At 39.1% G+C, this 13,261-nt stretch carries 11 protein-coding genes; 4 read left to right on the forward strand and 7 right to left on the reverse strand.

Annotated elements, in window-relative coordinates; all coding sequences use genetic code 11:
- Positions 1-93: 93 nt before the first annotated feature.
- Positions 94-987, forward strand: coding sequence for a LysR family transcriptional regulator (locus GMB86_RS01790; RefSeq protein WP_155216221.1), 894 nt, complete (start codon positions 94-96; stop codon positions 985-987).
- A gap of 98 nt (positions 988-1,085) precedes the next feature.
- Here the strand turns inward: GMB86_RS01790 and lipA are convergent, their stop codons facing one another.
- From lipA to GMB86_RS01805, 3 genes are all read right to left on the reverse strand, one after another.
- Positions 1,086-1,997 (reverse strand): lipoyl synthase, encoded by a 912-nt coding sequence (gene lipA, locus GMB86_RS01795; RefSeq protein ID WP_155216223.1) that lies wholly within the window; start codon positions 1,995-1,997, stop codon positions 1,086-1,088.
- Positions 1,998-2,011: 14 nt separating this feature from the next.
- Positions 2,012-2,833 (reverse strand): lipoate--protein ligase family protein, encoded by an 822-nt coding sequence (locus GMB86_RS01800; protein ID WP_155216225.1) that lies wholly within the window; start codon positions 2,831-2,833, stop codon positions 2,012-2,014.
- 235 nt (positions 2,834-3,068) lie between these two features.
- A complete protein-coding gene (locus tag GMB86_RS01805) occupies positions 3,069-4,220 on the reverse strand; it encodes a glycerate kinase family protein (RefSeq protein ID WP_155216227.1) in 1,152 nt (383 codons plus the stop codon).
- 156 nt (positions 4,221-4,376) lie between these two features.
- Between GMB86_RS01805 and psiE the strand changes: the two genes are divergently transcribed.
- The 3 genes from psiE (at position 4,377) to GMB86_RS01820 (ending at position 8,855) form a co-directional block, all read left to right on the forward strand.
- On the forward strand, positions 4,377-4,790 hold the full coding sequence (gene psiE, locus GMB86_RS01810) for a phosphate-starvation-inducible protein PsiE (RefSeq protein ID WP_155216229.1): 414 nt from the start codon (positions 4,377-4,379) through the stop codon (positions 4,788-4,790).
- A gap of 451 nt (positions 4,791-5,241) precedes the next feature.
- Complete coding sequence (locus GMB86_RS01815) at positions 5,242-8,268, forward strand: DEAD/DEAH box helicase (RefSeq protein WP_155216231.1); 3,027 nt, start codon at positions 5,242-5,244, stop codon at positions 8,266-8,268.
- Positions 8,268-8,855, forward strand: a complete 588-nt coding sequence (locus tag GMB86_RS01820) for a hypothetical protein (RefSeq protein WP_155216233.1) — start codon at positions 8,268-8,270, stop codon at positions 8,853-8,855. Before GMB86_RS01815 ends, GMB86_RS01820 begins: the two co-directional genes overlap by 1 nt.
- A gap of 34 nt (positions 8,856-8,889) precedes the next feature.
- Here GMB86_RS01820 and ilvA read toward each other — a convergent pair whose 3' ends face one another.
- The 4 genes from ilvA to leuB form a co-directional block, all read right to left on the reverse strand.
- Positions 8,890-9,858 (reverse strand): threonine ammonia-lyase, encoded by a 969-nt coding sequence (gene ilvA / locus GMB86_RS01825; RefSeq protein WP_155216413.1) that lies wholly within the window; start codon positions 9,856-9,858, stop codon positions 8,890-8,892.
- 94 nt (positions 9,859-9,952) lie between these two features.
- Positions 9,953-10,531 carry a 3-isopropylmalate dehydratase small subunit gene (gene leuD / locus GMB86_RS01830; RefSeq protein WP_155216235.1) on the reverse strand — a complete coding sequence of 193 codons (579 nt, stop codon included), beginning with the start codon at positions 10,529-10,531 and terminating at the stop codon, positions 9,953-9,955.
- A 34-nt stretch (positions 10,532-10,565) separates the two neighbouring features.
- Positions 10,566-11,975: a 3-isopropylmalate dehydratase large subunit gene (leuC, locus tag GMB86_RS01835; protein ID WP_155216237.1), complete on the reverse strand. Its 1,410-nt coding sequence runs from the start codon at positions 11,973-11,975 to the stop codon at positions 10,566-10,568.
- Between the two features lie 23 nt (positions 11,976-11,998).
- The gene (leuB, locus tag GMB86_RS01840; RefSeq protein ID WP_155216239.1) at positions 11,999-13,093 is read right to left on the reverse strand and encodes a 3-isopropylmalate dehydrogenase; all 1,095 of its coding nucleotides are present in this window, start codon (positions 13,091-13,093) and stop codon (positions 11,999-12,001) included.
- Between the last annotated feature and the right edge of the window lie 168 nt (positions 13,094-13,261).

Below are 13,261 nucleotides of genomic sequence, written 5' to 3' on the forward strand. Positions count from 1 at the left end.
GGTAATTAGATTTTACTCTTTATTCATTTATCTATACAATATATAGTTAAGAATGAATTGTTCTCAATATTAGAACGTTAGGGTGACGACAAAATGGAATTTAGACAAATTCTTTATTTTATAGAGGTAGCTAAGCGTGAACATGTCACGAAAACAGCTGAAGCTCTTCATGTTGCGCAATCAGCGATTAGCAGGCAGATTTCGTTACTGGAAGCAGAACTTGGCGTTTCATTATTTACTCGTGAAGGTCGAAATGTAAAGTTAACTCACATGGGGAGACTATTTTTGAAGCATGCTGAACGAGGATTGAAAGAGTTTGATAAAGCTAAACAAAAAATCCAGGAACACCTTAATCCTGAAATTGGAAAAATCCATCTCGGCTTGTCAACAAGTTTAGCCATTCACACTTTGCCGATCGTCCTTTCACAATTTAATATGGATCATCCAACCATTCAGTTTCAGCTGCACCAAGGGACTCTTTCTTACCTCACTCAATTAATTGAAAATGATGGTATAGATATCGCCTTTGCCTCTCCTCTTCCAAAGGAACATTCTCTTGTTGATAGCCATGTTTTATTTAAGGAAAAAATGGTAGCTGTTCTTCATTCCGAACATCATCTAGCCAATCAAACATCTATATTATTAAACCAACTCGCTGAGGAGCGATTTATTACCTTTCGACGTGGAATGGCTTTGCAAGAGTTATTTCGTGATGCGTGCCAGCAAGCTGGATTTAACCCGAGCATTTCATTTGAGGGTGAGGATATGGATACAATCAAACAACTTGTTTCAGCTGGATTTGGTGTGGCTATATTACCGGAAAATACGGTGACTTATAATTTGCCTCCAGACGTGGTCACTGTTTCCCTCGAGGATCCTAAAGTGGTTCGTACTGTCGGTCTTTTAATGCCCAAATCGAGAGAACTTGCGCCTTCCGAACAGCTTTTCTTTAACTTTGTTATTGAGTTCTATGAGCGTTTCACTTGATTTAAACACGCATTAAAAGTAAAAGCCACTCTAAAATTAGAGTGGCTTTTATTATTTCATGGAAATGTACGTCATGTAAATGGTAGATTTAAGTATTCTTATTTAAATTCTGGATGTTGTTTTTGTTTACTTTTGGCTGCTTCATTTACTTGTTCATCGGCGTGATAAGATGAGCGGACAAGAGGACCTGCCTCACAATGACGGAAGCCTTTTGCTAGAGCTATTTCTTTTAGCTCTGCAAATTCATCTGGGTGATAGTAGCGAACCACATCAAGATGTTTTCGTGTTGGCTGGAGATATTGCCCGATCGTTAATATATCTACGTTATGCTTAAGAAGATCGTCCATCGCTTCCATTAATTCTTCTTTGGTTTCACCAAGACCAACCATAATACTAGACTTCGTTGGCGTATTTGGGCTCAATTCCTTAACACGCTTTAATAAATTTAGAGAGCGGTCATAGGTCGCAATCGCACGAACACGCTTCGTCAAACGACGGACTGTTTCAATATTATGATTAAAAATATCTGGTTTAGCATCCATTAGGGTTGTTAAACTTTCGTCGTCGCCTTTCATATCTGAAGGTAGTACTTCAATCGTACAGAAAGGTACTTTTCGGCGTATCGCTCTAACCGTTTCTGCAAAAACACCTGCCCCACCATCATTTAAGTCATCACGTGCAACAGCCGTAACCACCACGTGGCGCAATTGCATTTGCTCTACGGAAGTTGCCACGCGTTCAGGTTCAAGTAAGTCAAGTTCAGTCGGACGACCCGTCTTCACCGCACAAAAACGGCATCCCCGGGTACAAGTATCACCAAGTATCATAAATGTCGCTGTTTTACGTTCAGCCCAGCATTCATGAATATTCGGACATCGTGCTTCTTCGCATACGGTGTGTAAATTACGACTACGCATCATTTTCTTTAAGCCTGTATATTCTTTGTTTGTATTTAATTTTATTTTTAACCAATCAGGTTTTCTAAGGACTTCTTTTTCTTTTTTAGCCATGTCTTCACTTCCTTTTAGCGGGTATAGTTCCAGGCATCTGTCTTATATTTGTTATCAGCGAGATCTTCAATTTTTTCTAACTGTTCTTTAGTTAATTTATAGGGTTGTAATTGAATATGTAAGCCATCCTCGAACCCACGGTAAAAGGCTGATTTCACTTCATCCAATGTCACCTTTTTATCCATCAGGTGGTTGATCGCAATCGCTTTATCTTTAAACGTGCGTTTCGCTCGTTCTTTGACTCGATCATTTGGGTAAAGAAAGCATGAAAAGAGTTCATTTTCGTTAATGGAGAGCGGAATAGATCCATGCTGCAAGATGACCCCTTTTTGACGTGTTTGGGCACTGCCTGCGGCTTTCCTGCCATCAACAATAAGTTCATACCATGATGGCTCTTCAAAACATACTGCGGAAGACGTTTGGCCTGTTTTCCCTTCAGGAATAGCAAAGTCAGCCTGTAAGCCGAGATTTCTAAATCCCTTAAGTAATCCTTCAGAAATGACACGATAAGCTTGCGTTACAGACTTAGGCATCTCTGGATGGTCTTCTGAAACAATCACACTATAAGTTAATTCATCATCATGTAAGACAGCTCTTCCACCCGTAGGACGCCGCACAAGCCTAAATCCATTCTGCTCTACCGCTTCCTTGTCTATCCGTTTTTCTACTTTTTGAAAATAACCGACCGATAAGCCAGGTGGATTCCATCCATAAAATCGGATGATAGGAGGCAATTCACCTTTACTATGCCATTCTAACAAGCATTCATCCATAGCCATATTATATTCGGGTGTATTTATTCCTGAGTCAATAAATGCCCATGTCTCGCGACTCATTCATTCCTCCCCCTTCTTATATATATCTATTAATCTTATGTATATTGTATGCGAAATCAAAAAGAATTAAAGCGCTTTATTAAGTTACATTCTATCGTTGTTAGACTTAAAAATCAAATGTTAATGGAAACAATCCACCTATTACTCTTGAAATTTTTATAAAAAGAGAGATTAAGGGAGGAATATGAACACATTTCTTCTTAATCTCATTCTTTAGTTTAGATTGTTGTATGTGTCATTTCTTGTAGGTTGAATGAGCAAGCCCGGTTCGTAAAATCTGAATGGTACGCCGAGCGGCACGTTCTAAGTAACGAGGCGCTTCTTTCATGGCATGGTCAAGAGTCGTTACTTCATCGATAATAGGTATTATTGATGAAATACCTTCTTTGTATGCTTCTGATAAATCCCCTTCTGCTTGTCCTGTAAAGACAAAGACAGGGACATGATATTTTTTAGCGATCCTGCTTACACCAATTGGTACCTTTCCGTATAAAGATTGCGAGTCGATTTTTCCTTCTCCAGTAATGACGAGATCAGCCTTTGATATCTTTTCTTCTAAGTTGGCTTTCTGACAAATAAGATCAAAACCGCTTCGAAAGGTACCTCCAAAGAAGGCATACAAAGCAAAACCAAGTCCTCCAGCCGCACCGGCACCTAAAGTTTCTGATTCGTCGCGTCCGAGTGTTTCCTTCACTAGACGTTGATAATGATCCATGGCTTGATCAAAAGATTCCCTATGTTGGCTTTTTAAGCCCTTTTGAGCACCAAAGACGTAAACCGCTCCTTTTGGTCCGACTAACGGATTTGTTACATCAGAAGCAATAAACAAATGTTTGTCTTTAAGTCGCCTATCCATACGATCTATATTAATAGAAGAAATTTTTTCCAAGTGGATATCTCCTAAAGGAAGTGCCGTACCATCTTCAAGGTAAAAAACAACACCTAATGCTTGAAGAAAGCCAACACCACCATCGATCGTTGCACTACCACCTAATCCAATAATGATGTCTGTGGCACCTTGATCAAGGGCATCTTTAACTAATTGGCCTGTTCCATACGTTGACGTTCGATACGGGTCACGCTCTTCATCAACGAGGAGCGGAAGTCCAGATGCCGCAGCCGTTTCAATAATAGCTAACTTAGACTCTTCTATCCAACCGTAATCTGCCTGTATTGGACGATGAAGGGGGTCTAGAACCTCGACTCTCTTACGAACTCCACCTAAAATATGTAGAAAAGCATCAACTGTTCCTTCGCCACCATCAGCCAGCGGCAACATGACAACATCTTCTATATTTTGCTGCTTACATACAGTCTCAATCACTTTACCGCCCTCGATGCTCGATAGCGATCCCTTAAACGAATCAATAGCAATAACGACTTTCATCGATTTCCCTCCAATAACGGTTACTTTTGGTATTACCCGATAGACATTTCCTTTTCATTGTACTCTTATTTTGAACGTGATAGGATATAGTTTACAGAACACATTGATTAGTCCGATCAGCGATTTCAGATTGACACTTAAGGGAGGCGATTTGTAATGGACGAAAAAAACAAAAGTAAATTTGATATCTATCTTATAGCCACACTTCAGTGGACCTTGAATACCCTCTTAATTATTTTATCCGTTATTTTAGCTATTTCCCTTATTAAAGAAACATTTAATTTTATTCATTATTTATTTATAGACGAAAATCAATCCTACTACTATTTACTAGAAGGGATCTTGGTTTACTTTCTCTATTTCGAATTCATTGCCCTTATCGTTAAATACTTTCAGGCAAAATACCATTTTCCACTGCGATATTTTATTTATATAGGCATAACGGCGATTATAAGACTGATTGTAGTCGACCATGAAAATCCCATCGACACCCTTATTTATACAGGAGCCATCCTCGTCCTCGTTGTGGCCTTATTCCTTGCCAATACTAAACTACTTAAACGTGAATAGAAATCCTCTGTTCGTAAAATAGTTAGAGTGCTTGTTCAAAAAGGCGACAAATTAAAAGCAAGAAGGTCAAGGCGGCGCCGTTTTGAGGCATTCCACAGGATGTGGTAGCTTCAACGCCAGCCACAGGACGTGAGCGATTTTAGTTGAAGATCTTCTTATTTTTACTACATGAGGACCGGCCTTCCACAGGATGTGGTGGCTTCAACGCCAGCCACAGGACGTGAGCGGCTTTAGTTGAAGATCCTCTTGGCGGGCGCCCGAGATTCGCAGCTTATCATTTGGTGACTTTTTGAACTTCCTCTTATAATTCCCTCATTAGACATGGGGGTTTTCTTTATTAACCTTTTCTCTTCAACTTTTTAATATGATATAATAATTTATTAACACTTTTTATTAAACTGTCTAATCTGTCATACATCAGGTGTGATGACACTTTTTTAAAGGAGTTCCTATGACAACACATATTCAAATGACTTTCGTTCCAAATGCAAATCAAGATCAACGTTTTTTCATGTTTTTAACTGATGAAGAAGATAACATTGCGACCAATTTTCGATTACTTAATGTCATTGAATATCATCCATTATTGAATGAGTCTCTTAATAACTATACTCAAGAAGCTGATTTATCCATTCAGTTAAATCAAAGGAATCAAACAGTTCATGGCTGTTATGTTCCCATGGATTCCGTATTCAACTTGATGATAGATCCTCGAATAAACCAACAAGTGCCCCCTTTCCGTTTGGGGTCAACCTTATTATTTCTAAAAGAAATCTCTGCTGCTTTGCACATTTTAGCCGAAAATGGACAGTTTTTTCCCTTTATGTATCACGTAGACAAATATGAAGAAACTTATTATTTTAGTCATTGGCTACCTAATATGAAACTCATAATTGAAAGTAAGTTACTAGAAAAATGGAAACAAGAACTGCCAAATTTAGTCTTAACGCTTGGAACAGAGTGGAACACAGACCAAGGGTTGAACCTACTCATAACCCTTTGGATGGATCATCTCGTTCGGAGCCAGATTCATGTTTCCAATTTACCTTTTTTAGATAACTGGTCTCAATTTGATCATGAGACTCCTTTAGCTCACTGGTACGAAAATTTAAGTCATTTCAATGACAGACCCTTTTTTATTGCCAATCATGAGAGTGATGTAAGAAAACTGGAGCAATATGAACACGATATACATGATTGGACAGAAGATTTACTTCATGCCCAGTCACCTGACATGATTCATGATCTTATTTCTTTTCGTTCTTATTATATTGAGCCTAAATATACGCCTGAAAAGATCGAACTCCATTTAGATCCGATGAATCCTGATCAACCTTTTCATTCTGAAACACGTTGGTCTTGTCAGATTATGATTTCCGGATATCAACAGAATGAGCGAAAAAAGATAAGTATCATCGACTTTATAAATAAAAGTCATCAAGCCTTAGAATGGTTTGGATCCAAATTATATCGAGTATCAGATCTCATTCCATATTCCTTATTTAATATTCACCAAACAACGTCAAGTTCTATTGTGGTATCGCCGGATGAAGTGATTCAACTCTATCAAGGAACATCCTTCCTTTTAAGTCATGATATCGCTATTCACTTACCCGAATGGCTTAATATAACCGAATCGAATTCTGATATAGATGTTCAGTTGGAACTGGAAGCTGGAGATTCATTATTTGGCCTCTCATCTTTAATCAATTACAATTGGCGCATATCAGTTGGAAACATTAATTTAACGGCTGCTGAATTCAAACAACTTGTAAAACAAAAACAACCCTTTATTAAGCGAGGAAATGAATGGATCCATCTTCCTCTAGATAAATTGATCAATGCTTATGATTCATTTGATGAAACGAGTTCTGTTCTAGGACAACAACCAAAGTTGGCAGATGCTTTAAGACTTCAAACGATCGCTAAGCGAAAATCAAAGAAAAACCCAATGTCGATTAATACGACTCAAAGTTTGGATGAGTACTTCGCTGGATTACTGAAGAAACCAAACAAAAACATACCTATACCCAAGGGGTTTACTGGAAAACTTCGTCCTTATCAAAAGAGGGGGTATACTTGGCTTTCGAATCTGCGTGATAAACAAGTAGGTGGGTGTCTAGCCGATGACATGGGGTTAGGTAAAACCATTCAAGCCATTTCTTATATCACTCATACTCTTGAATTGAAACAAAAGGACCATAATACAACCTTAATCATTTGTCCGACGTCTCTTCTTGCCAACTGGAAGCGAGAATTTCAAAACTTCGCACCTGACTTGACGATTTACGTCCACCATGGCCCCAATCGTTATCCTGCCAAATCGATTGATCGTTATTTGAAAGATGTCGATGTTTTGATCACGAGCTATACCATTTTTACACGTGAAAGTGAAGAACTTGAACACTACACTTGGGCAAGTGTTATTTTAGATGAAGGCCAAGCTATCAAAAATCCCAATACAAAAAAAAGCCGCGCCATGCGTCGTATAAAAGCAGACCATCGGATTATATTAACTGGAACACCAATGGAAAATAGATTAGAGGAATTGTGGTCAATCATGGAATTCTTGAACCCTGGTTACCTTGGGCCTCTGCAAAAGTTTCGTGAAGCTTTTGTTCGCCCAATCGAAAAACGTCAAGACAAACAGAAATCAAAAATGCTAACAAAAATGATTCAGCCGTTCCTACTAAGACGAGAAAAAACCGACCAATCCATTATTCAAGACTTGCCTGATAAAATTGAAACGAAGGAAACGTGCCTTTTAAATAAAACTCAAGCCTCTTTATACCAATCCATTGTCGATGAACTGGCTCATCGAGTCATAACGACAGAAGGGATTGAGAGAAAAGGTCTCATCTTGTCTACATTAACGAAACTTAAGCAAGTTTGCGACCATCCACTTCTTCTATCTAATGAAGATCTAAATCTAGATGAGTCAGGTAAAATAAAACGATTTCTAGACATTCTTGAGCCAATTTTTGAACACCGTGAAAAAACACTTGTTTTTACGCAATACGTTCGAATGGGTCATATCTTAGAAAATTGCATTAAGAAACATTACTCGGATGCAACGGTCCTTTTCTTGCATGGAAGTCTTACAGCAGAAAAACGTCAGGCTTTAATTGAGTCATTTCGTTCAGATCAATCCGGTAAAACTGTCTTTATCTTATCCTTAAAAGCTGGCGGTGTAGGACTTAACTTGACAGAAGCCACCCATGTTATCCACTTTGATCGATGGTGGAACCCAGCCGTAGAAGAACAAGCCACGGATCGTGCTTATCGAATTGGTCAACATAAAAATGTTCATGTCTATAAATTAATGTGTGAAGGGACACTCGAACAACGGATTGATGAGCTTATCGAGAAAAAGAAAAATCTGACCAATCAAATCATTGGTAATGGTGAAGGCTGGTTGACGGAACTTGATGATAAAGAAATTTACGAGCTTGTTCGTTTAAGAGAGAGGGTATTCTGATGCGAGATGGATTATTAGTAAAAGATGCACAACTAAAGGATTGGCTAGACGAATTCTTCAGTTATACGCATCATTTGCGTCTAAATAGAGGAAAGGATTTGTTCCGCAGGCACGCCGTTAACCAATTTCATATCCATGAAGATGGTTTTACGGCAGAGGTTGAGGGAACCAGGCCAAAGCCCTATCATGTCGAAGCTACATTTGATCCTGAAATGGCAGGCGATTTACCGGATCCAGCGGAAATTTGGTTAAACTGCACTTGTCCAGATAACACCGAACTATGCAAACATGCGATCTGTGCAACAATCTATTGGATCACACGATTGGATCGTGCTCGTCTTCCTCTTGGACATGATCTACAAGAGCAGCAAATTTTTGACCTACTTAAGACTAATGAGACAACAACGATTCCTGACGCCCCAAGTCTTGAGAAATTAAATCAACTTAGCAGACGATCTTTGCCTGCTTATTTACAATTTAAACCTCAACACTTTTGGAATCTTAAACCAAATCTCGATCGACTTATGGAACGAAATTATAGTCTTATACAAGAACGAATGACAAAAGAAAGGAAACGATTTAGATAAATCATTGCGCAGTATCCAAAAAAAGTGTACGGAGTTAACCGTACACCTTTTTTGGTCTTGAATGCTTTGCAATAGTGCTAAAGTAAGGTAAGCGATCTAAATCGACGTTTCCCCCACTTACAACTAAACCAATATGTTGACCAATATGCTGTATCTTCCCTGAAAGAACCGCCGCAATAGCTGCCGCACCAGCTCCTTCAACAAACATTTTTTGTCTCTCTAACATCAAAATAATGGTTGAAGCAATTTCTTCATCTGATACGGTTACGATTTCATCAACACAGCATCTTATAATTGGGAACGTATTGACTCCCGTCTTCTTCACTAAGATACCATCTGCGATGCCTTCTACGTGTTTTAATACAGCATCACCCTTTTGATAAAATCGATTGTAGGCTGCACTTGCCCCTTCCGATTGAACGCCAATAACTTTTATCTTTGGGTTTAATTGTTTTATAGCTGACGCAACCCCAGCAATTAATCCGCCACCACCGATTGGAATAACCACAGCATCAAGGACAGAACATTGTTGAAGCATTTCTAAGCCAATGGTTCCTTGTCCAGCCATAACGACCGGATCATCATAAGCATGAACAAATGTTGCTCCAAATTCTTTCTGATAGTCACACGCTGCTTCATAAGATTCTTGATAAGATTCACCAGTCAAGACGACTTTAGCGCCATAGGCTTCTGTCGCATTAACTTTGGCCTTCGGTGTATGAACAGGCATAAATATGGTTGACGGTATACCTTTTTTCGATGCCGAGTAGGCGACGCCTTGAGCATGATTTCCAGCAGAAGCGGCAACCACACCTTTATCTTCCTCTTGAGCTGACAAATGAGAAATTTTATTTAAGGCGCCTCGTAATTTAAAAGATCCCGTTCGTTGCAGGTTCTCCATCTTAAAATATAATTGCTTTCCAGCTAGTCGATTGAACGTCGACGATTGATAGACGGGTGTTCGATGAATGAACGGAGCGATATGCTCTTGTGCTTCTGTCATTTGATTTATTTGCAAGTAATCCCCAAGGGGTTCACCTTCCTATTTTTAAATATTTTTTATTGCCTATTACGAGTGGTAAAGTATCCCTTTTTCATTAACGCGTTTGTTCATATGCTCTTATTTCATCTTCTAACTTTAATGTAACAGCGATCTCATCAAGACCCTCTAAAAGCATTTTCTTTTGATATGCATCGATGTCAAATGGTATCGAAAGCCCATCACTGACAACCACTTGATTAACTAAATCAACATCTAAATAGAAGGATTCTTGTTGAGCTTTTTGCATTAATAACTTTACATTATCTTCATCAAGTTTTATGAGCAATAAGCCATTCTTTTGACAGTTATTATAGAAAATGTCGGCAAAGCTTGGTGCTATGATCACTTTAAAACCGTAATCTCCTAAAGCCCATGGTGCATGTTCTCTTGAAGACCCGCAGCCAAAATTTTCACCGGCAATTAAAATCGAAGCCCCTTTATACTTTTCTTTATTTAGTACAAAGTCTTGTTTTTTATTCCCTTCATCATCAAAACGCCAATGATAAAATAGACATTCTCCAAACCCTTGTCTTTCGATTCGTTTCAAAAACTGTTTTGGGATAATTTGATCTGTATCGACATTCCTTCGATCAAGTGGACAAACTAACCCACGATGCTTTTTAAATGGTTCCATATCGATCACTCCTTTATTTACATCAAATTCTGTGTTAGTGATGAACCGTTTCAAGTTCACGAATATCAACAAAATGTCCATTGATCGCTGCAGCTGCGGCCATGGCTGGACTTACGAGGTGCGTCCTAGATCCATTACCTTGTCTGCCTTCAAAGTTACGATTTGATGTTGATGCACAGCGTTTACCCGCAGGGACCACATCATCGTTCATGGCAAGACACATACTGCAACCTGACTGACGCCATTCAAACCCGGCTTCCATAAAAATTTTATCCAATCCAAGTTCTTCTGCTTGAAGTTTAACCAATTGCGAACCAGGCACAATAAGAGCCCGAACGCCTTCTTTCACTTTCTTTCCTTTTACAATACTAGCTGCTTCCTGCAAATCACTTAATCTAGCATTCGTACATGAACCAATAAAGACATAATCGACTTTAATGTCTGCTATCGGCATTCCTGGCTCAAGTCCCATATACGTGAGTGCTTTCTCAATGGATTCCTTTTCCTCGACGTTGTATTGAGCATCTGGATGTGGAAGCGTCGCACTAATCGGTAAACACATCGATGGATTTGTCCCCCAAGTCACTTGCGGTTCAATCGAAGCAGCATCGATTTCAATGGTTTTGTCGTATGTGGCTCCTTCATCAGTTGCTAAAGATAGCCATTCTGAAGCCAATTCATCAAAGCGATCATTATCCACGAATTTTCTACCTTTTAAATAAGCTACCGTTGTTTCATCAGGACTAATTAATCCCGCTCTGGCTCCTGCTTCAATGGACATATTACATACGGTCATACGTTCTTCCATGGTTAGGCTTCGAATCGCTTCTCCTGTGTATTCCACAATGTAACCTGTACCAACTGAAAAACCAAATTTACCAATGATGGCTAAGATGAGATCTTTCGCACGAACACCACGTCCTAGCTTCCCATTTACCTTAATTTGCATGGTTTTTGGTTTCCTTTGCCATAATGTTTGAGTAGCTAAGACATGTTCTACTTCACTTGTACCAATACCAAAGGCCATAGCACCGAATGCCCCATGTGTCGATGTATGACTATCTCCACAGACAATGGTTTTTCCTGGTTGAGTTAAACCTAATTCCGGCCCAATAATATGAACAATCCCTTGGTTTGGATGACCGATATCCATCAATTCAATCCCGTTTTCTTGACAATTTTTCTCAAGTGTCGACATTTGTTTAATGGAAATAGGATCTTTCGATACACGGCTCGGAGTCGTTGGAATATTGTGATCTACTGTCGCAAAAGTTAAATCTGGACGTCTGACCTTTCGACCATGTATACGAAGTCCTTCAAACGCTTGCGGAGAAGTTACCTCGTGAATTAAGTGAAGATCGATATAGAGGAGATCTGGCTTCCCTTCCTCTTGGTGAATCAAATGTTTATCCCAAATTTTTTCTATAATTGTGCGTGGTTTCATCACGTTCGCCTCCTTACAAAATTTTATTTTGATATAGATGATGGCATGTATTTAGCCATGTGTTTAATCACTTGATCGACCATCTCTTGTGTACCAACACGTTTTGCGTTGGATCCATTTACTGAAAGATCCGCCGTGTGATAACCAGAATTTAATGTATCCGTTACAGCTCTTTCAATAACAGAAGCTTCTTCATGTAGATCAAAGGAATTTCTTAGTAAAAGAGCAGCCGACATAATCGTTGCTAAAGGATTGGCTTTGTTTTGACCTGCGATATCAGGCGCTGAACCATGGGCTGGTTCGTATAGACCTAATTTATCCTCTCTTAAACTAGCAGATGGAAGCATCCCAAGCGATCCTGTTAAAACCGACGCTTCATCACTTAAAATATCTCCAAACATATTCTCTGTGACGATGACATCAAATGAAGCAGGCTCCGTAATTAATTTCATCGCAGCAGCGTCAACAAGAACATGTTCTAACGTGACCTCAGGGTATTTTTGTGCGACTTTCTCAACAATTTCTCGCCATAGTTTACTTGATTCAAGAACATTTGCTTTATCTACAGAGGTCACTTTTTGTTTTCTTGTTTTTGCTAGTTGGAACGCTTTATCTACAATTCTTTCGATTTCTTGCTCACTGTAAACAAGTGTGTCTACGGCGACATCCCCGCGGCGTTCGCTTGGTTCACCAAAATAAAGACCGCCCGTTAATTCACGAACAATAATAAAGTCAACGTCCGTTACGCGTTCCCGTTTTAATGGAGAAGCATCCAACAAAGCGTCGAATGCCGTGACAGGTCTTAAATTAGCAAACAGTTCCAATTCTTTTCTTATCGCGAGTAGACCTTTTTCTGGTCTAAGATGGGCCGGCAAGGTATCGTACTTTGGTCCTCCTACCGCACCAAGTAAAATAGCATCGCTTTTTTTACAAATAGATAACGTCGATTCAGGCAGTGGATGACCTTCCGCTTCATAACCTGATCCGCCAATATTTCCTTTAACAAAAGAAAAGTTGTGTCCATACTTTTGCGATAGTGTTTCCAATACTCGTACAGCGCCCGATGTAACCTCTGGTCCAATTCCATCACCAGGCAATACAGCAATTGTTTTTCCCATATCCGAATCTCCTATTCATTAACTATATTTCTAGATCATTACTTCAGAATTGAGACAAACTATGATTTTCTGGTTAAATGTTAGTAATGACTTTTCATTTAAATGCACGAGCTGAGGGGTGTTCAAACGTTTTATTTTAAAAAAATCGAATAAAAATATGAATCATGC

Source organism: Terrilactibacillus tamarindi (assembly GCF_009718825.1).
GTDB lineage: Bacteria > Bacillota > Bacilli > Bacillales > Sporolactobacillaceae > Terrilactibacillus > Terrilactibacillus tamarindi.

Excerpts from the sequence above, each read along its gene's own strand:
- GMB86_RS01820 (WP_155216233.1), top strand. The coding sequence starts at position 8,268 with ATGCGAGATGGATTATTAGTAAAAGATGCACAACTAAAGGATTGGCTA.
- leuC (WP_155216237.1), bottom strand. The coding sequence starts at position 11,975 with ATGAAACCACGCACAATTATAGAAAAAATTTGGGATAAACATTTGATT.
- ilvA (WP_155216413.1), bottom strand. The coding sequence starts at position 9,858 with ATGACAGAAGCACAAGAGCATATCGCTCCGTTCATTCATCGAACACCC.
- leuD (WP_155216235.1), bottom strand. The coding sequence starts at position 10,531 with ATGGAACCATTTAAAAAGCATCGTGGGTTAGTTTGTCCACTTGATCGA.
- psiE (WP_155216229.1), top strand. The coding sequence starts at position 4,377 with ATGGACGAAAAAAACAAAAGTAAATTTGATATCTATCTTATAGCCACA.
- leuB (WP_155216239.1), bottom strand. The coding sequence starts at position 13,093 with ATGGGAAAAACAATTGCTGTATTGCCTGGTGATGGAATTGGACCAGAG.
- lipA (WP_155216223.1), bottom strand. The coding sequence starts at position 1,997 with ATGGCTAAAAAAGAAAAAGAAGTCCTTAGAAAACCTGATTGGTTAAAA.
- GMB86_RS01800 (WP_155216225.1), bottom strand. The coding sequence starts at position 2,833 with ATGAGTCGCGAGACATGGGCATTTATTGACTCAGGAATAAATACACCC.
- GMB86_RS01805 (WP_155216227.1), bottom strand. The coding sequence starts at position 4,220 with ATGAAAGTCGTTATTGCTATTGATTCGTTTAAGGGATCGCTATCGAGC.
- GMB86_RS01790 (WP_155216221.1), top strand. The coding sequence starts at position 94 with ATGGAATTTAGACAAATTCTTTATTTTATAGAGGTAGCTAAGCGTGAA.
- GMB86_RS01815 (WP_155216231.1), top strand. The coding sequence starts at position 5,242 with ATGACAACACATATTCAAATGACTTTCGTTCCAAATGCAAATCAAGAT.